Here is a 22227-nt window from a genome sequence, read left to right as displayed (position 1 = left end):
TTCATATGCTTCTACCAAAAAAAAATGCTTTTCGAAAGTTTTAATATTTTAATAACACCAACTTCTTACCTTTCAATCTATAACCTCAAAAAAAAAATTTTTTTTTATGATTTTTTAGCAATTTCAAAAAACACAAAACCCAATATATACTGTTATACCATAGGAAATATACTGCGTATCCTGCCTTAATTTAATATCAAAAAATCAATGTTTCCTTTTTTTATAGGACAATAGTCATTTCCTCATTCCTGAAAGAACGTTTTTTGGGATACGTATATCTTTAGAAAAGGATTTCTTCTCTTTGCGTAGAAGAACCTCTAGTCTCTAACCTAAAATACAGTCATAAAATGACATTTTGTTTATGCTTTTATATACTTTGTAATAAGCCATTGATGAAGGCGAAAAGCTCCTATTCCCAACAGAGCTCCAATACCCCATCCTGTCAGGACATCTCCTGGGTAATGCACTCCGATATAAATTCTACTGTAACTAACAATAAATGACCAAACAATCATCAATACAAAAATATATTTCAGTCGTTTTCTAAGTGCTAAACCTGTAAAAAATGCCAAAGCCATAGAACTCGCCGAATGACCTGAAAAATACCCATGTCTACCACATCTTTCTGCAATAAAACGAGTCAATTCCGAAACTCCTTCTGCTCTACATGGTCTAGGACGCATGAACAATACATTTTTAAACAAATTAGACAATTGATCCGTCGCTGTTATTAAAGCCGCTACGACTAAGATAGTTATCAGTAATCCTTTGGGTCCAAATATTTTATAGAAGAAATACAAAAGGACAGCGTATAATGGAATCTGATAAAACTTTTCTGTCATAAATAACCAGAAACCATCCCATGTTGTTGTTCCGAGATTGTTCAAATACAAAAACAACTCTTTATCTAATTGTATCAACTCTTCCATTAAAACAAATTTATATCCTTGTTAGTTATACTCTAAGTGAGGCTTATACGCGTCAACACTTGTGCTTAAAATCTCATAGTAGTTCCTTTTGAACACCTCATAGACTTGCCCCTATGCGCTTTATGTATACTATTACGCTTCGTATCTGGAAATTTCTCTGTCGTAAAATTCATTTGCTTGTTCGAACAACCGCTCTGCTTCATTTTGCAACTCTTCTTGATCATTTTTATCAAACTCTTCTAACCATTCTACTTCATCGTTTTCTAAATTAATGATGAATCGGGGAAACTCAGTATGTATTACAAAAATGGCATTAGGGTAATCTGTATTGTCCCCCAATAAGAATTTTGGAAACTCCATATGTTCAAAAAAATTATTGTCAAAACTACAAAGGTTATTTTAATTAACCGTTGTTTTCTCCTCTGAATTCTCAGATATTTTTTTACTTAAATAATAAAATCTTCCGAATAGTAAAACAGCTGAAGTACTTAAACCTGCAAGTAATCCTAACCAGATCCCTTCACTTTTATAAGATGTATATAATCCCAAGTAATAGGATACAGGAAAACCAACCACCCAATATGCAAAAAAAGTAATAAGCGTAGGTATTTTCACATCCTGAAGCCCTCGCAAAGCTCCCAAAACCACCACCTGAACTCCATCCGATATTTGAAACAATGCCGCTATTAATAACAACTTGGCCGCAATTGTTAACACCTCTGCATTATCTATTAAATTTTCTGCATCATCAATATCCAGATATATTTTAGGCAGTAACTCATTAAAGCATACAAACAATCCTGCAAAAACAATTTCTATTAATAGGGTAAGAATAAAAAAAGAGGTCGCTATTCTTTTTAATTCATCATACCGTTTCAAGCCTTTCTGATTCCCTACTCTTACCATAGCAGCCACACTTAACCCTGTTGCCACCATAAATGTCATAGAAGATAAATTCAATGCTATTTGATTGGCTGCCTGTGGATTTTTTCCCAAAATACCAGACAACCAGACAGCAGCAGTAAAGATCCCGACTTCAAATAACATTTGTAGTGCTGAAGGAAATCCTAAAGCGATGATTTTTTTAAGCATTACTTTTTCAAGGGTAAAAAACTTGATACCACTAATAAACGCATTAGACTTTTCTTCATTTTTCAGGAACCACCATAAACAGATCACCATAACAATTCGGGATATCAATGTTCCGATAGCAGCTCCAATAATTCCCAATTCCGGAAAACCCAATTTCCCAAAAATCAACACATAATTCAGTAGTATATTGACAATATTAGCTATCAAAGTAGCATACATTGGGTATTTCGTCATTGACAGACCATCTGAAAACTGCTTAAATGCCTGAAATACAATCAACGGAATAAGAGAGAAGGCTACCAAATCCAGATATGGGATGGCATACTCTACCACTTCTACCGGCTGCTTCATCAAATACATTAATGGCTTGGCTATCCATATTGCTGCAAATAGAAAGATTCCTAACGAAGTACACAATACCAACCCATGCTTAAATGATGATTTTCCTGCCTGGAAATTCCCCTCTCCATCGGCTTCTGCTATCAAAGGAGTCAAAGCTGTAGAAAATCCAATCCCTAATGAGATCGCAATGAACATAAAACTATTCCCCAGAGACACGGCTGCTAATTCAGCTGTCCCTAGTTGGCCCACCATAATATTATCTACTAAGCCTACAAAAGTATGCCCTAGCATTCCTAACATTACAGGGGCAGCCAGTCTCATATTATATCTGAATTCTCTGGTGTAGTTGTTGAGCATTCCTTCTTTTTTTGAATCGGTAAAGATACATATATTCCATATCGTAAAACATCTGTTACCTCACTTTAATTCATAGAACAAAAAGTATTCTTTACAAAAAAACCGATATAGTCTTATATCGGTTCTTTATTCTATTCTTTTTTCTTCTTAGCTTTCTCCTTCTTAGCTTTCTCCTTCTTAGCTTTCTCCTTCTTAGCTTTCTCCTTCTTAGCTTTCTCCTTCTTAGCTTTCTCCTTCTTAGCTTTCTCCTTCTTAGCCTTCTCTTTCTTAGCCTTCTCTTTCTTAGCCTTCTCTTTCTTAGCCTTCTCTTTCTTAGCCTTCTCTTTCTTAGCCTTCTCTTTCTTAGCCTTCTCTTTCTTAGCCTTCTCCTTCTTAGCCTTCTCCTTCTTAGCCTTCTCTTTCTTGACCTCTTTTTCTGCTGCTATTTCAGGGATTTCTTTTTCTGTTTCTTCTATCTCTTGCTTCCCCTCCTCCTGATTTTCTAGTAAAGTTTCTTCGGCATCTTGTTTCGTTTTTTCGACGACTTCTTCTGTTTTTACTTTTGACTTTTCTTCTTTTTTACTCTTATCCATCATGACGACTTCTTTTACTTGGTTTACTTTTTCTTCTATTGCCTGCAATGCATAAAACAGCTCTTTTTTTACAGGGTCATTATCTGATTTTTCTGACACCTTTTTTTCTTCTAGCTGATATAGCAAAAGGTTATATTTTGTTGCTAACTTATAATATCCATACCCTCCTAACAGAAGCCCTCCTAGCACAATAAATAATGTTACCCAAAAAAACAACGTTAATCGATCTTTTAACATGCTATTTTCTTTGAGTAAAAAATCCATTCTAGTCTGAATACTTTCTTGCACCGAAATCAGCTTCCTATCAGTATTTTTTTCAGAGGCTGCTATCCTGTTACTGACATCAGTCGATAAATTTGTAAGTTTTTTTTCCTGATTAACTGTTTCGGTTTTCAGCTCCCCAATACTAGTCAACTGTTTATTAACTACCTGACTCAAACCAGAAATATTTCTGGTAAGTTGTCGATTGAGCTGTACCAACTGTACTATTTCTCCTTCTATTTTAGAAATAGATACTCCTTTTTCTATTCCCAAAGTCTCTTGTGCATAATTCCATTGCACAAATCCTAACAATATTATGATTAGATATCTCATAAGCATTCAGATTAGTCTGATTAATATACTAATTAAAACGACTTTTCAAACCTCTCCTTCAAAACTTTTCAAACTATCAGTTTTTTCGTACTCAAAAAAAATAGTTTTGAGTCTTTATTTTTTTTATACTAGCCATAGAAATTAAGCATCATGAATACAGCACAGTCTATTATTAAACATTTGGATTTACAACCACATCCAGAAGGAGGATATTTTAGAGAAACATATCGCAGTAAAGAAGAGATTCCAAAAGCTGCCCTTCCTGACACGTACAGCAGTTCCAGAAATTATACTACAGCTATATATTTCTTACTAACATCTGACACTTTTTCTGCTTTTCACAGAATTAAACAAGATGAAATCTGGCACTTTTACGATGGTGCACCTATCCAACTGCATATGATCTCTCCTGAAGGACACTATTCTATGGTTCGTATTGGAAAAGACTTTTCGAATGGAGAGCTTCCTCAATTTACTGTTCCAGGAGGCTATTGGTTTGCAGCAAACTTACAAAAAGAAGCTACTTTTTCTCTGGTTGGGTGTACCGTTTCTCCAGGATTTGATTTTCAGGATTTCGAACTCCCAAAGCGTGATTACCTACAGTCACTCTTTCCAGAACACACACAAATCATTACGTTATTAACCCGATAAAAAGAAGCAAAAAAAATAAACGAGAACATTATATTTAACATTCTCGTTTATTAGGTTTAAAAAGCATTTTTATAGATCTTCTTATCATCTTCTCATAGCATAACGTGATGCTCCTGGAAGATCTCTAAGAAAAGAAAAAAATGTATTAAAACTTAGTTTGAAAATAGTGTAAAAATTCATCATAATGTGTTGGTTTTAAATTGTTTACATAAATATAATCATATTTTTCCAAAAAAACCATAGAAAATCGACGAAAAACACAAAAACAAGATGAAATACACAATTGACTCTATTTTTGCTGTTAAAAACTTACGGTTTAGACCTAAAAACTAAATTTCACCTCCTTAAAACCCCTTTCATGATCCTTATTTTTACCAAAACAAAAAACAATGGCAGTTCCTAAAAACAAAGAAGAGCTACTCAAAGCAATCCAAACAGATTACAATAAGTTGAAAAATGATTTAACAGCCATTCCACAAAGTCTTACATATAATAAGGAGTTACCAGGTCATGCCAAAAACACTGAAATGAGCGTCTGTAACTTGATTTCGTATCTTATTGGATGGGGAACACTGGTATTGACATGGGAAGCAAAAAAAAGAAAGCAACAGCACGTTGACTTTCCCGAAACCGGATATAAATGGAACCAATTAGGCTTGCTTGCTCAAAAGTTTTATAATGACTACGAACATAAAACCTATGCAGAACTTCTTTTTCTACTAGAAAAAAACCATGTTGCTATTCTTTCCATGGTAACATCATACTCTAATGAGGAACTATATCACACTGCCTGGTATGATAAATGGTCGTTGGGAAAGATGATTCAATTAAACACTTCTTCGCCCTACAAAAATGCAAGAAGCAGAATCAGAAAATGGAAAAAAGAAACAGGGGTATAATAATCAAAAGAACGTTCTTTGGTTCTATCTTAGAATAACATCCCTCCTTTTAAAATATGTACTGGCTATTCACGCATAAACATAAGCTCTAAACAAAAGAAGTAATTTTCTTACATAAAATAAAAATACATATTTAATAATCTCTTCAATCTTATTATGTGTTTTTGACAAAAAAAACACGATTAAACCTCAAAAAACACAAAATAAAAGTAAAATATTTACTAAAAATTTATCATTTATCTTAATAAATCCCATATTTTTTTGTTTAAATGACTAAAATCCAGTAATTTTATTGATGTTTTTTAACGACAAAAACACGTTTTTAAACGATGAAAAAACCACAAAGCATTGAAAATACTGCTTTTTTCATCTATGTATTACTTTTTAATAACCCCTAAACAACCAAATATGAGAAACAACTACGTATCCGCTACCAACATATCATTATTAAGAAAAATCATCTTATTTGAGTTTGACAAACAAAGTTTTACTCTAACGACTGAGCCATAGCCTGTACGTTAATAAACTAACCCAATATTACTATCTTTTTCAAAAAAAATGTTTGATTCAAACTCATAATCGAGTTTCGTTTTTTACCACTTTAAAAAGTGACAATTGTTTGTAGTTGTTGTTAAAAATTAATGACAATCTCAAACCTATTTAATAAACCTTTTACGACATTCTAAGACCATTTTAGCTGGTCTTATTTATGGTTTTATATTTTTTTTGAAAATTTCAATACCTCAATGACAGACCAAAAAAATGAATCATGAAAATAGCCCTGCAAAAAAAAATATCCCTTACTAAACGTGCTCTTCTCATACTCCCCTTTTTATTATTCCACCAATACTCTGTGGCGCAATGCCTTACTGTAAACAATATAGGTACAGGAGATGCTGATAATGATAACTTATGTGATTTATACGATCTGGATGATGATAATGATGGAATCCCTGATACTATTGAATGTAATTTCCCGGAATTATTAGTGAATGGTAGTTTTGAATTAGATAATCTGGTTGCTCCAAGGAGATGGGCTCTTGTTAATCATAATAGAGTCACCGGATGGAATAGCTCTATTGGAATCATCGAATATTGGGGGAGAAATTTCCTAAATGTTAATGCTCCTCAGGGAGATGTTATAATAGAACTTAACTCTACCCGCCCTTCCGCTATATTTCAAACATTAAATGTACAACCTGGTGATCGTATATTTTGGTCTGTTTCTCATAAAGGTAGGGCTGGAACAGACGAAGCATCTGTACGAATAGGTGCTACATTAGCAGGTGCTCCTGTTCAAACTGTCATGAGAACAGGACGTAACAATTGGAGACAATATGTAGGGGTCTACACTGTTCCCCCTGGTCAAAACACTACTTTATTTATATTAGAATCAGTATCTACTCATAGAAACAGTCGTAGTGTTGGAAACTTAATTGATAATGTTCAGCTTTTTTCTATAGATATGTTAGAGAATTGTCAAGACACAGATGAGGATGGAATTGCCAATAGCTTAGATCTGGATAGCGATAACGATGGTATATATGATGTCGTAGAAGCTGGTGGTACAGATGACAATGATGATGGAAGAGCTGATGACAATGATAATAACGCTAATAATACTATTACTCTTGGTATTCCTAGTTCTGCCGGAAATGGAACCATACCAATTGACACTGGAAATAATGGTTCATTCGATTTTCTCAACCTGGACAGTGACGAAGATGGTTGTAGTGATGCTGATATCGCTTATAACAATCCCTTAGCGGATAACGATGATGGATTTGAATATGGTGATGCTGATACTGCAACAAACAATGACGGTTCTAATAGAATTAATGCAAACGGTTTAGTTACAGCTGCTTCATATGATGATCCGGTTGTGATCAGTCATCCGGTATTAAAAGTATTAAAAAGAGTATTGGACAAAGATGGAAATGACATCACCGGAGGGAACGTAAAACTGGGAGATGAAATCTTTTATGAATTAGAAATAGAAAATCAAGGAAATGAAAACATCACTAATGCCAGTATAAAAGATATTATTCCTGCAAATGTCAATTTTGTTCCTGGGTCTATTGATGCTGATACCGGGCTTAACGCCTCCTATGATTCTCCAAATAGACAAATCAATATTACAATTGATAATACTGTAGTAGAACGATTCGATAGTGCGATAAAAATTAAATTTAAAACTAATGTTGTAGAAAGTTGTGCCGATCTCAGAGAAGCTTGTTCTAATGAAATAAAAAACATTGCCTTGGCAACATATACAGGAAGTATGTCAGGTGTTACTATAAATGAAGAAGAGAGTATCCTGGATCAAGATGCTTGTCTATTTGATATAGAAGGAGCTTCTACTTTTTTAATCGATATGAATGACTGTGATGGTAATTTTGATCTTTTTATTTGTTCAGGTACTGCCGATATTACAGCAGGAGGAGGATTTACAGCTTATAGATGGACCAATTTAGACACCAATGCTATTATTGGAAATACACAAACTATAACAGTTAGTAGTAGTGGTCGATATCGAGTAGATAAAACCGGAAATACAGATTGTCCTGATTTATTTGAAATCTGGACCGTAAAAGCTTTTAATGAGATTGTTAATCCTATCATAGAAATAGCAGAACGTACTACTGTTAATGGAAATATAAGAACCTGTGCCGTTACAGGAGATAAACTTCCTGAGCTGTTTTTATGTGGTGAAGATGATGAAATTACTCTTGACTCCGGTTTTGTCGATGCCACTAGTATTACCTGGGAGCGTTTAGACTCTGCTGCATGTCCTTCTGTTATCAGAAATGAAAATTGTCCTACTATTGATGGTCAATGTGAACCTGAATGGACTGCATTAGGAACGAATAGAGAATTCACAGTAACAGAAGCTGGAGAATACCGAATCAAAAGTGTATTTGACGGAAACTGTACTATTTCATTCTATTTCAATGTCTATAAAAATAACTTTAAACCCAATCTGGTAGCGGTAAAAGATATCATTTGTGATGTGAAAGGAGTATTACGTGTTCAAAACTCTTCCAACCATTACGAATATCAATTACAAACTCCTTCTGGAGCTACCATGCCAACCCAAGGAGATCCAACTCTTGATCCTGATGCTAACGGGTTTCAAGATTCTCCAGAATTTTCCGGATTGACAGACAAAGGGAAATATACAGTTAAAGTCCGTCAAAACAATGGTCTTCCAACTGCCTGCACATTTGAAGCTTCTAAACTAATGGATACAAAAGACCCAACAGTAACCATTACCACTTTTGATCCCGGATGTCCGAACGATACCGGAGAGATGTTAATAAAAGTAGAAGATGGAGCTTCTAACTACACCTACAATATCAGTAGCACAACAAACAATTTTACTGCATCAGAAGGACCTACAACTGAAACAAACCATACTTTTAAAGGGCTAAACCCTGACACATATGATATCGAAGTTTTATCTTATGATGGAGATTGTATTGATACCCAACGAAAAACCATAAAAAAATCAGATGATTTTATAGCAACTGCATCTCTTCAAAAAGACCTGAGTTGTAATACAAATTACCAACCAGATGCTACGCAACCTAACTTTGATGACGATGAGCATACTGCCCTGTTCATTGTTAATATAACGGGGGGTAAAGGTCCTTTTACCTTTAGTACCAGTGATACAATGACTCCAGCATTAACCCCAGAACCTAATACCACGAATGAGTTTAGGTTTACTTCGGCAGGAGCAAGAGATATTTATGTAAAAGATGAAACTACAGGATGTATTATTCCTGCAGGAACCGTGACTGTAACTACCTATGAAGAGCTAGAAATCACTATGACAGGAGTTCCTGCAAAATGCCCAGGAAACAAAGGTGCTATGCAAGTAGAAGTCACTGCTGGAGAAGGTCCTTTCATCTATATTTTGGACAGTAATATTTTTACACAAGCGATCAACACCACTACACATGTTTTTAATAACATAACTCCAGGAAACCACAGTGTTATCGTAGTTGATCAATTTGGTTGTAACTCCAAAACTGTCACAGTAAACCTTCCTGAAACAAAAGCTATTGAAGCTGATTTTAAGATTACACAAGAATATAAGTGTACCGCTGCCGGAATTCCTGAACAAACGGCTACAATTAGTATTACAAACCCTAAAAATGGAAATGGAAATTACGAGTATAGTATTGATGGTGTTGATTTCACTAATACAACCGGATCATTTACAGGCTTAAAAAATGGAGTCTATACTGTATACATTCGAGATACAAATACTGCTATCTGTCCTGTCGAATTAGGTCAATTGACTGTTGCCCCATTACAGCAGGTAATTGATTTGAAAATTGATTTCTCGCAGGTCGAATGTGATGACCTAACTGCTAATGCAACACTTACTCCGACAGCTACAAATGGAGCCAACTCCTTTGAGTACAGAATTACCGGACCTACAGGACAAGAAAGAAACTGGCAAACCTCTAATGTTTTTAATGACTTACCTACAGGAGCTTCGGGAACTACATATACATTTGAAGCCAGAACAACTACAGATGGCTGTATTTATTCTGAAGACATAACCTTAAAAAACATTGATTTCATAGGTATCAACGCCAAAGTAACACAGGAACCGACCTGTCAAGGAGATGAAGATGCGATCATTAGTTTTAATATTACAACGATTGATCTAACAAAAACTACCTTCAATTACGAAATAACCGGAGGAACAATTACAGGAAATCAAAATGGAAATAACCTCACTGATCTTACAACTGCCATTAATGGATTAGGAGCAGGAACCTACGCTATAACCGTTACTGACAATACGACAAAATGTACTGCGACAGCAAATAATATAGTCATTACAGATCCTCAGGAGATTAAAATTGACAATACTGAAATAGCTCCTTTAACATGTATTAATAATGCAATTGTGACGATTACCGCATCAGGAGGGAATGGAGGAACTACCTATGAGTTAAAAGACAGTACCAATACTACTACAGTTGCAGGACCTCAAACAACGAATGTATTCTCTATAGCTACTGCTGCTACTTATACTGTTGTAGTTAAAGATAACAAGGGGTGTACTGTTAATGAAACAATTACGATTACGCCCCCTCCTACCCTAACAGCAACTGTCGAAAACACCTCTGATTTATGCTATGACTCTACTAACGAGGCCAGTATGAATATCACAGTAAATGGGGGGACTTCTCCTTTTACTTTTACAATAAATGGAGGTGGTGCCACCAATATAACAGGAAACACATTTTCTATAAATAATTTAACTCCAGATGATTATGAGATTATTATAAAAGATAAGTTTGGATGTGAAACAACCATAAACCAGACCATTTCAGAACAATTAACAACAACTGCTGCTTTAACGAAAGATATTGATTGTTCTGGTACTCCAAATGCATCTATTGCTGTAACCTCTTCAGGAGGCACTGCTCCTATCATGTTACAAGTTAGTAATGATGGAGGAACGAGTTTTACTGCAGTCCCAGGAGGCTCTCCGTTTTCTACCAATGTTGCAGGAGATTATCAATTCAAAGTGATTGACGCTAACGGCTGTGAAGCTATTTCCAATACCGTGAAAGTTACAACAGCTCCTGATCCTGAAATTGCATCCACTGCAATTACTCCTCCTACTTGTCAGGGAGCTGCAGATGGAATAGTAGAATTAACAGTAGACAATACAATTGGAACCCCTCCATATGAAATTAACTTTAACTCTGGTGGATTTAGTGAAAATACAACTTTTGGAGGATTAGCTGCCGGAACATATACCTATGTAATCAGAGATGCCAGACAATGTGTTACGACGCCTCCTTTATCTGTAACAATAGCGGATCCTGCTCCGATTACTATAGGAAATTTAATTAAGTTTGATATTACTTGTACACCTACTACAGATCCTAATAATCCCACACTCACCAACGGTTCTGTTATTATTACAGGGGTAACAGGAGGAACAGGAACTTATGATTATACATTATTAAAACTTGACAACTCTGTAGTAGCTACCGCTGGGAACCCTTCTTTAGGAACTACAAATACAAATATTAGTTTTAGCGATCTTTCTTTTGGAGACTACATTTTTAAAATTACAGATTCCAATGGATGTAATAGTACTTTTAATTTTAATATTGCTACCAGAGCTATTTTTACCGTTACAGAATCTGCTCCAACCGTTTCTTGTACCGGAGGAGTAACTGTTGACATTAATGTGCAAGATGGTACTGGACCTTTCTCTATTCGAGAATACCCAAATGGAACTCCAGTGGACTTGGATCCAGCCCCCGTTCCAACTTCTCCCCCATTTACAAGAACTTTTCAATTTACCAATCTGGATTTCGACACTCCGTTTACCTATGAAGTTATTGATAATGGAACAGGATGTACAGATATTCGTTCTATAGCTCCTCAACCAAGTCCATCTGCAATGGATATTTCCATAACCCCGACTTCATCTACCTGTAATGGAGCCGATAATGGAAAAATAGCCTATGAAATTACCGATTATAACGGAAATGAATTAACATATGAAATATATAGTGTTGTTGACCTGAATACTAATATTGCTTCTTCCTTTACCTTCTCTAACGGAAATGCTCAAACAGGACTGGGAACCGGTCCTGCTACCGGAGAAGTTACCGGTTTCTCTCCAGGAGTCTATCAACTAAGGATATTCGAAACAGATGGAGGAGTTGCCGCTCCATGTAATGCTGCAATGCAATTTACCATAGAAGAACCTGAGGTTCTAAAATTAGCAAGAAATAGTAAAAAAGATGGATTCTGTTCCAAATTACCCGAGTTATCAATGATCGCTAGTGGTGGAACCGCTCCTTATACATATATTGCAAATGATGGAACCAGTGATGTTGCCACCAGTACATCCGGAGTATTCAATACTCTTACCGATGGAACTTATCATATACGGGTAGAAGACAGCAATGGCTGTACTGTAACCCCTATACAAGAAACTTTAAATACCATTACCAATCCTTCTATAACACCAATTACAGCATATGATCGTTGTGATTTTGGCACAGGATATACCTTTACTGTAAACGCTACTGGTACGGGGCAACTTTCCTATAGCATTGACGGAATAAGTTTTGTAAATGATGGGGCAACCCACACATTTACAGTTACCTCTCCCGGAACATATACTGTGACAGTACGAGACCCTAACGGGTGTACAGGAACACAATCTATAGAGATTCATGAGGACCTGATTGTTTCTGCGGACTTTGATACAGAACCTACCTGTACAACAGGTCAGAATATAACTGTAAATGTTTCTGGAGGATCAGATTTCACTTCATCTCCTGCCAATTTCACCTTTACACTAACAGGTACTGATATTAACGGTACTACTGTTAATACCACTCAAAATGCTAATAATATATTTGCCTCCGTATTAGCTGGTGATTATACTGTAACAGTTACAGATACAGGAGTAAATGCTACAGGATGTACCAAATCGGTAAAAGTTGCCAGAGTCTATACCAATCCGGTATTAACACTAGCGGATAGCGGAAATGTATCTTGTAATGGTGGTGCTGACGGGTTTATTTTGGTTGAGTTACAAGCGGGAACCGGACTTGACAACCCATTTACATATCGTCTGTTTGACAGAGCAACCAACGCACAAGTTGGTACAGATCAAATAGACAATCCATTATTTGAAAACCTATCTGCTGCAACGAATGATTATAGAGTCGAAGTAACATCTGTTTTTGGATGTACAGCTGTATTAGAACCCATAGAAATAACCGAACCTATAATACTATCAGCTACACCTAGCACGAGTTCTTATAGTTGTAATGCTAACAATGACAAACTATTCCCTCAAATAACTGTAGATATTAACGGAGGGACTGCTCCTTATAAAATATCTTATACAGGACCGCTTTCTGGTACTTCTTTGTCGGTTACCGGAACACAGTTCATTATTGATGCATATGAATCTGGAGACTATACAATCACAGTTACGGATAAAAATAATTGTACACATACCATTACCCCTGTAATTAATATCCCAACCATTCCGGAAATGACATCACCTGATGTTGCACAGGTAACTGCTATTGACTGTAATACCAACACAGAAGAAGTTACGATTTCTATCAATGGAGGTACTGGTCCATTTAACTTTACGGAAATTAATGGTGCAGTTGCTGCTCAAAATAATATTCCATCTGGAGGAACAATTACGACCAGTAATGCTTTCCAGCTACCTGGTGTAGGTAATTATATTTTTGAAATTCACGATACTGCTACAGGATGTAGTATCCGGACAGATTTATACCCTATTGAGGCATATGATACAATCGAAGCTGAAATTACAGATGGAAATGGTGTTGCATGTTTTAACTCTACCCCTCCTAATGGTTCCATAGAGCTTACTGTTAGTGGTCATACAGGAGCATATACCTATCAATTAAACAATCTTACTACAGGAGCTGTTGTCAACGGTGCTGGAAATACGACAGCTCAAAATCCAATTACTATAGCAGGGCTTTCTCCTGGTAATATTCAGGTAACAGTTACCGATCCTACTTTGGGATGTACAGATGAGACTAGTATATACACCATTCCATCTGCTCCTACAATTGATGTATCGATAGAACTAATTAGTGCAGGATTCTGTAACTCCAGTGAAAATACAATTATAGAAGCTTTTGCTCAAGGAGGAAGCGGAGATTTTGAATACCGATTAGAAGACCAGACAGGTACTCCTTTGGCTCCATATGATACCTATAGTGATACCCCTCTTTTTGAAAACCTAGATCCTGTAGCAACAGGTACCACATATCAGGTTCGAGTAAAAGATGCCAATGGTTGTGAGGCCACCCAAACAATCATTGTTTCTCCTCCTCAGGAAATTACAATTGCTTCTGTTACCAGCAGCACATTATCCTGTGTTGATAGTAGAGATGGTTCTATCAGTATCACTGCAGCCGGAGGACAAGGAAGTGGAAGTTATTTCTTTACAATTACACACCCCGACGGGACAAAAGATGCTCCAATAATAGGTTCAACCGACTCTCATACATTTACTAATCTTCCTGCTGGAGAATATACGATTGAGGTAACTGATAACCTAAATTGTGAGGCTTCTCAAAACGTAACTATTGATACGCTGCCAGAAGTTATTGTTGCTGTAGAAACTACCATGACACCTTCTTGTGCAGATCCAACTGCTTCTGTACAAGTAACTGGAGTTGGAGGAACTCCTCCTTATGAGTTTAGTAAAGACGGGACTACCTTTGTTTCCGGTACTAACCCACATACATTTAATAACTTGACCGAAGGAGACTACTCATTCTATGTCAAAGATATAAACAACTGTATTTCTAAAGTATCCAATACAGTTCCTATTAGAAACATTGAAGATCTTTCTATAACACTAGATAAAGGCAATACTTTTATTATATGTTTTGGAGATAATGCTGCTTCTATAGATGCTTTTGTAACCGGAGGGTTAGGAGATTATACATATTCTCTGACAGGAACAGATTATCTAAATCAAGCTGTAAACATTGGACCTCAAAATGATAGTTTCTTTGGTGATTTACTCGCCGGAGATTATACGTACAGTGTAACGAGTAAAGACTGTGGGCCAGAAGAAGTATCCTTTACTATTGAACAGCCAGAAGCGTTTACTGCAGAAGCTACCCCTCAGGACATTTCTTGTAATAGTAAAATAGACGGAAGTATTTCAGTTACTGCCTCTGGCGGATCCCCTGGATATATTTACTCTTTGTTTAACAGTGCTGATGAGGCCTTATTCACTTTTGTAAAAGATGATAGTGATGGTACTTTAGGATCTCATGTATTTGATGAACTTCCTGCAGATATATACAGAATAGAAGTATCCGATGAAAACGGGTGTAGCACATTTGTTGATTCAATAGAAATAAAAGAACCATTAGAAATCAGTGCCCAATTACTCTCTTCTACTCCAGAATCCTGTGCAGGAGATGCTGACGGAAGTGCTATTATCTCTATCTCTGGAGGAGTAGCTACCTCATCAACACCGGTATATTATTGGAGTACAACAGGTGAAGAAACTAGTTTTGTAACTGTACCTGATCCTTCTAATCTAGTCCTACAAGATCTCCCTGGAGGTATCACTACTGTATTCATCAGAGATGAGAATAATAATAGTGAATGTCAACTAGCCTATAATATAGATATTACTCCTGGTGCTGTTCTGGAAGCAGAGCTAACCAGTACTGTCGAATGTCCTGTAATTGATCCGGAAACCGGAAGAGTGATCACTCCTCCATCATACACAATTAATTTCGAATTAAGCAGCGATGCTACCACTACCGATATTATTTATAGTATCCAGGGAATTAACGGGACATCTACCCCTCCTGCTAATCAAAACTTATCAGGAACATTCATCGTACCTCCGGGAGAATATGAAGGGTTTATGCTGAATTCATCTGGATGTGAAAAGTCTATAGGAACGATTACTGTAGAAACATATACCCCACTTGCTACTCCTTCTGTTCAAACAACTAATAACTCGAGTGATGTAAATGAATATGAAATTCTCGCAGAAGGAGGAACAGCTCCCTATACTTATTATATCACCTTTATAGATGGAAGTGAAACCGAGAGCGAGTTACCTGATAATATATTCTTTATCAGAAAAAGCGGAGAGTATAAAATTAGAGTGGTAGACAGTATTGGTTGTGAGACTTCATCAACCATTAAGCTCACCTATATTAACTTAATCATTCCAAACTATTTCGCTCCTGATAAAAATGGAGTACAATCATGGTATCCTGATCAAACAACAACCGATGAAGATATTCCTTTCTTATTTGAAAATATAGAAGTAAGAGTGTTTGATCGTTATGGAAGGCTATTGGCTGACTATAAGGGAGACCATAGAGATGATGGTTGGAAAGGAATCCATCAAGGAAAAGAGCTACCATCAGGTGACTACTGGTATATGATTATTGTCAATGATAAAGACAATCGAGAATTTACCGGACATTTCACTCTTTACAGAGAATAAAAACGAATCAATATAAAATACCGTGTAAGTTATTAATCAAATTGCGGGCAATCAAAAGAGTAGATCAACAACAGATCTGCTCTTTTTGTTTACTTCTGTTATACAATCCTCTAAAAATTGAATATATTAGCCAATATCAACAGTTCATTATGAGCAAGTAAAAATAAGTTAGCTTATGGCATCTTTATCCGAAATCAAAGCCTTTCTGGACAATACTATTTCCAACCCCAACTTTGAATCATTAAAAAGTTTACAACATTGGTATCAAGAAACAACACTGGATAATTGGCAAAATAAGGTAACTTTTGAAGACGCATCTTATAAAAGAATTTCTTTAATAAAGTCCCATTATTATGATTTACTGCTCTTATGTTGGAAACCCGGTCAAAAGTCTCCAATTCACGGACACCCTAAACAAGGATGTTTAGTAAAAATTATGGAAGGGAATTTAAGTGATGAAATTACTACTCCTAATCAACAAATAACAGCTAATACTTACTTCCAAAATGATGTTTTATACATAGCTGATAATGTAGGACAACATCGGGTATTCAATATCTCTGATAAAAATGTCGTCTCCTTACATCTCTACGCACCAGGAGGGTACACTCCAGATATGTAAAATAATAGTCTCTCTAAAAAAACATTCCTTATCCTCCTCTTATAACTACAGACTTAAACACTATCCCTTTTTGTTATTTATCTGCGTCATAAATGATGCTTTATCCTTTTTATCTCAACTTTACTTGCAATAGAAGTTATCTGGTTGAAACTTGTTTTGAAGTTAAACTTTACTCCCTCTATAATCTCTCAAGAACTTATACCCCCCTCTACATTTCTTTAAGAAATTTTCACATTAAAATAACACAACATTTTGTTTTCCCCTTCTCTTTCCTTAGGGGGTAACAAAATTCCTCTACGTCAGATTAAAGTAACTAACACATATAATCATTAACAATTACTAAAACTTTTAAAACCTATGAAAAAGAAAGTAATGTCCTTATATAGGGGAAAATCCTTTTGGCATAAACTAAAGTTCTTACTTATTATTTTTTTAATTACAACCATAGCACGAGCATCACCTAATACTCTGTTATTACAAATCAATATTGATTCTGGTCATATGAACCTACATCAGTTTTTTGACTTAATTGAAAAGAAAACAGATTTTACCTTTTTCTTTGAGAATTCCGAATTAGATTTAAAAAAGACATTTACCATCTCTGCTCAAAAAGCATCTTTACACACCATTCTGGAGCGGTTATTCAGAAAATTATCACTTACCTATCATTTTGCTAATAAAAAAATCATTGTCCAACCACAAGAACAATCATCAATAACCATTACAGGGAACGTTCGGAATGACAAAGGAATAGCTCTTCACGGAGCGACTATTTCTATTAAAGGGACCACAAAAGGGGTTTCTACCGATCAGGAAGGAAGTTATCGTATCAAAGCTGCAATAGGAGATGTACTGGTTTATTCCTTTTTGGGGTATTACAATCAAGAGCAAAAAGTATCCATTTCCAAACAAATTAATATCACCTTACACCAGCAAAACACCTCACTTGATGAAGTGACTTTAATCGGATATGGAAAACAGAAAACAAAAGACATAGCCTCTGCCATTAGCTCTATCAAAGCAGAAGAGGTAATTACTAGTAACTCTAATAGTATTGATCGTTTATTAGGGGGACACATTCCCGGACTATATGCAATACAAATGTCTGGAAGTCCCGGTGCAGGAGCTATTGTTAATATCAGAGGACGTACTTCTTTTAAAGGGATGAATCAACCCCTATATATTATTGATGGTATCCCTATTGTAGTGGAAGATAATTTTCCTGAGTTTTTTAATAATGGACTCGGTGCTTTGCGAAAAACAAATCCATTAGAACTGATTGCTCCATCTGATATTGCTACGATTGAAGTTCTAAAAGACGCTGCTGCTGCTTCAATATACGGATCCAGAGCAGCAAATGGAGTACTGTTAATCACCACTAAAAGGGGCAAGAAAAAACAAAAACCCATGATTAATTTCAGGTATACTTTTACCAATAATCAACCCATTGCCAAACATCAATTACTTACTGCAAAGGAGTACAAAGAAATGATGATTACTACCGCAAAATCCTCTTTAAAAATTGATCCGAATGACCCCATTGCTACACTAATTATAGATCCTTTAGACAATACGGTCAACAACGATTTTTTCTTTAATGGAGATACGAATTGGCAAAATGAAATATCCAGAAAAAATGCAAGTCTACACACCACAACTGTGGATATAAGTGGAGGAGGAAATAAAACCAACTATTATTTTTCTTTAGGAAACACGTCTCAAAAAGGAATTTTCCTAGGAGAAGAATATGATAAATATTCAGTTCGGACTAATTTTGATGCAGTCATTTCCAAGCACCTGACTACTGGTGGAGGAATTAGTTATCAAACTTCTGATCTAAACAACAACAACTTACAATCTTTAGACATCACATTTCAAACCAGACCTGATATGCCTGTAAGAAATGAAGACGGAACCTTGTTCCTAATTAATAATGATGATTGGAGCAATCCATTAACTAATCTTGATAAGACTATCAACATACAAAAAGCACTTAACTTTTCTACGAATACGTATCTTTCTTATAACGTTTTCCGTAACCTCACACTAAAAACAACCTTTTCTTCTACCATTGCCGATAGTCAGTTAAGTAATTACTATGGACAAAACTCTTATAGCTACAGAACTGATGATAACAGCCGTGTATTTAATCAGACCTGGGAAAACACTCTTTCTTTTAATAAAAAGCTCTCTCTCCATCAGGCAGACATATTACTTGGGACAACTTTTGATTTTAGAAGAATTGAAGCAAATGGTGCTACCTATAGTGGTTTCCCTTCTCCTGCGTTTTATAATGTTATCAGTCTGGCAGATAACATTACGCACACTTTTGAGCATATAACAGAAAGTCGGCTACACTCTTATTTTGCTCGCTTACAGTATAATTATGATAGTAGATATTACATATCTGCAACAAATCGAATTGACGGATATTCCAAATTTGGAAAAAACAAACAATGGGCATCCTTTCCTTCTGTTGCGCTAGCCTGGACTCCCACTAATGAAGCTTTTTTTACTAAAAATAATATGATCAATACTATTAAACTTCGATTCTCAATAGGACGTACAGGAAAAGCCAATTTACCGGATTTTATAAACCAGCAATTTTACAGCGCAACAATAAGTAACATTTTTACTAACATTCATGATATCACAGGAATTGCTCTCACAAATCTCTCAAATACGAATATTGGTTGGGAAAACACCAATGAAATCAATTACGGGGTAGATGTTTCTATGCTGCAAAATAGAATTTTACTTACTGCTGATTATTTTAATAAAACCTCTGAAGGAATGATAATGTACCAAAAAATCCTTCCCTCTACAGGCTTTCCTTATCAGCTAAAAAATTCCCAAAGTACCGTTAGTAACAAAGGGTTAGAAATAGCAATATCAGCGGATGTAATTTCTTCTAAGGCTATTCAGTGGAATTCTTCTTTTAATATTAGTTCTTTAAAAAACACAATCGAAAATGTAGATGGTTCTTTATATGCTGGTTTAAGTTATAGAATTAATAAAGGAATATCTATGGGAGCTATAACAGGGTTCGTATCAGAAGGTATTTTTAAGTCTCAAAAGGAAATAAATGAACATGCACTACAACCTGGAGCTCAAATTGGAGATTTAAAATTCCAAGACACGAATAATGATGGACAGATAACATTTGAAGATTTACAGATTATCGGTGATAATATTCCTTCTTTTTTTGGTGGCTGGAACAATACAGTTCGTTTCGGTAATTTCGAATTAGGAATAAATCTTCAATACAGTTTTGGAGCAATGAAAGAATGGGCTCCTTCTGAGACCATTGTTAGCTCCTTAGATACCAAAACAAATATTACCAGAGAAATGTATCAAAATTCATGGAGCCCAGGAAAAGGAGATACAAAATACCCTCAATTACGATTTAATCGCCCCAGGGGGTTAAATACAGCTTCCTCTGCGATAGTTGAAAATGCTTCGTTTATCCGTTTAAAGAACATATCCTTTACCTATCATCTCCCTGTATCTTTCCTAAAAAAACTATCCCTGAGTAATGCTTATATCTTTACAAGCGCTACAAATCTATTTACAATTTCTCCTTATCCGGGCATTGATCCTGAAGGTGTCAACTCTAGCAACCTCTTTATGAACACCTTCAACACAACCCGGGATTTTAATGGATATCCCCTAAGCAGGTCTTTTAACTGGGGAATTCTTATCTCTATTTAATTATAAAAACAAAACTTATGAATCATCAATATAAATATATCTGTTGTATCTTTTCCTTTTTATTTATTTGTAGTTGCGAACCCTATGGGCATCTTGAAGATGTAGAAACAAATGGGCAAATCCCAATAGAGCAAGCCTATACTGACAAAAAAACCATAGAAGCTGCCGTTATTGGATCCTATGCATCCATGCGAAAATACATTGGTATTGTTTCATATTTATCTGCCATGGGAATCTCTGGAAAAAAAACGGTGCATAGCTATGGAGAAGACAGTTTTTTAAATAATGCTGTCTCTCCTAACAGCAGAACTGTTATGGAGACTTATGCCGGGCTATATCGATCTATTGCTAATGCTGATGAGATCATCAACAGAGTTCCTAAAACAAGTTTATATGATCTGTCTGAAACAGAGAAAAACAATATTATAGGAGAAGCTACCTTTATAAAAGCACTTAGCTATTTTTACCTGCTAAGAATGTATGGTCAGTTTTACGACATAAATGCTGAATATGGTATCATCTTAGGTCCTACAAAACTAGATAGTAATAATCATCCTATTTTAAAACCCAGAAGTTCTGTAAAAGAAACATACGATGAAATACTATCGCTACTCAATATCGCTTTAGAAACCGATATTCCTGAAACAAGAGAAGCTTCAAGAATATCAAAAAGAGGTATAAAAGGCTTTAAAGCAAAAGTTTTATTATACATGAATTCCTATGAACAAGCTGCAAACATTAGTAGTGAGTTTATTGATATTTCTTTGCGAGAAACCTATATAGATATCTATAAAAAAGCACATACTGCTACTGATGTACTATTTGCTTCACCCACTGATTACTCCAGGTCAAACAGTCAAGGAGGCGGGTTTACTACAGGTATTGCCCCTGGATCTGCATACTTAGAGAGCATACATAGTATAGAAAAAGATAGTATCAGAAAATCTATTACCTCCACTACACCTCAGCTTCTTGATATTACAGGTTTCAAATGGAAGTTCTCATATGAGTTCCCTCCCGCATTATTACACCTTAGATTAGCAGAAGTTGTTCTTATTTATGCAGAAGCAGAGGCCAGAAAAACTCTGATAAACGGAGGAAGTATTACTGATATACCTATAGCGGTAGCTCAATTAAACAAAGTGAGAAAGCGCGTTGGTTTAGATCCCAAAGTTCCTACATCAATTCCTGAATTTTTAGAAATGATTCGCCTGGAAAAGGCAATGGAACTTTATTATGAAAACGGAGAAGATTGGTTTGATCTGATCCGGTACCAAATAGCAAAAGATATTGACATAACAACTATTAAACCCACTATTACAAATTCGTCTCAATACATACTCCCTATTCCTCTGGATGAAATTATACAAGGACAAGGAGTTATTACACAAAACCCTGGATATTAACACCTATA

The 22227-nt window shown here is 35.6% G+C and carries 10 protein-coding genes; 6 read left to right on the top strand and 4 right to left on the bottom strand.

The genetic code is table 11. The features are described from left to right. Window positions 1–359: 359 nt before the first annotated feature. The 4 genes from ACFSTE_RS03470 to ACFSTE_RS03455 form a co-directional block, all read right to left on the bottom strand. Entirely contained in the window at window positions 360–929 is a 570-nt protein-coding gene (locus tag ACFSTE_RS03470; RefSeq protein WP_176029417.1) for a phosphatase PAP2 family protein, read from the bottom strand. A gap of 132 nt (window positions 930–1061) precedes the next feature. Further along, complete coding sequence (locus ACFSTE_RS03465) at window positions 1062–1289, bottom strand: hypothetical protein (protein ID WP_176029416.1); 228 nt, start codon at window positions 1287–1289, stop codon at window positions 1062–1064. A 39-nt stretch (window positions 1290–1328) separates the two neighbouring features. Then, the gene (locus ACFSTE_RS03460; protein ID WP_378256185.1) at window positions 1329–2720 is read right to left on the bottom strand and encodes an MATE family efflux transporter; all 1392 of its coding nucleotides are present in this window, start codon (window positions 2718–2720) and stop codon (window positions 1329–1331) included. Window positions 2721–2851: 131 nt separating this feature from the next. After that, complete coding sequence (locus tag ACFSTE_RS03455; RefSeq protein WP_378297964.1) at window positions 2852–3886, bottom strand: hypothetical protein; 1035 nt, start codon at window positions 3884–3886, stop codon at window positions 2852–2854. Window positions 3887–4036: 150 nt separating this feature from the next. Between ACFSTE_RS03455 and ACFSTE_RS03450 the strand changes: the two genes are divergently transcribed. From ACFSTE_RS03450 to ACFSTE_RS03425, 6 genes are all read left to right on the top strand, one after another. Then, window positions 4037–4537, top strand: coding sequence for a cupin domain-containing protein (locus ACFSTE_RS03450; protein ID WP_176029413.1), 501 nt, complete (start codon window positions 4037–4039; stop codon window positions 4535–4537). A gap of 389 nt (window positions 4538–4926) precedes the next feature. Beyond that, a complete protein-coding gene (locus tag ACFSTE_RS03445; RefSeq protein ID WP_176029412.1) occupies window positions 4927–5436 on the top strand; it encodes a ClbS/DfsB family four-helix bundle protein in 510 nt (169 codons plus the stop codon). 769 nt (window positions 5437–6205) lie between these two features. Beyond that, window positions 6206–16480, top strand: coding sequence for a T9SS type B sorting domain-containing protein (locus tag ACFSTE_RS03440; RefSeq protein ID WP_378256189.1), 10275 nt, complete (start codon window positions 6206–6208; stop codon window positions 16478–16480). A gap of 175 nt (window positions 16481–16655) precedes the next feature. After that, entirely contained in the window at window positions 16656–17102 is a 447-nt protein-coding gene (locus tag ACFSTE_RS03435) for a cysteine dioxygenase (protein ID WP_176029410.1), read from the top strand. 357 nt (window positions 17103–17459) lie between these two features. Further along, entirely contained in the window at window positions 17460–20813 is a 3354-nt protein-coding gene (locus ACFSTE_RS03430; protein ID WP_378256192.1) for a SusC/RagA family TonB-linked outer membrane protein, read from the top strand. A 17-nt stretch (window positions 20814–20830) separates the two neighbouring features. After that, window positions 20831–22219 carry a RagB/SusD family nutrient uptake outer membrane protein gene (locus ACFSTE_RS03425; protein ID WP_176029408.1) on the top strand — a complete coding sequence of 463 codons (1389 nt, stop codon included), beginning with the start codon at window positions 20831–20833 and terminating at the stop codon, window positions 22217–22219. Window positions 22220–22227: the final 8 nt, after the last annotated feature.

This window comes from Aquimarina hainanensis (assembly GCF_042684685.1).
Lineage (GTDB): Bacteria > Bacteroidota > Bacteroidia > Flavobacteriales > Flavobacteriaceae > Aquimarina > Aquimarina hainanensis.
This window is presented reverse-complemented; position numbering and strand designations above follow the sequence as displayed.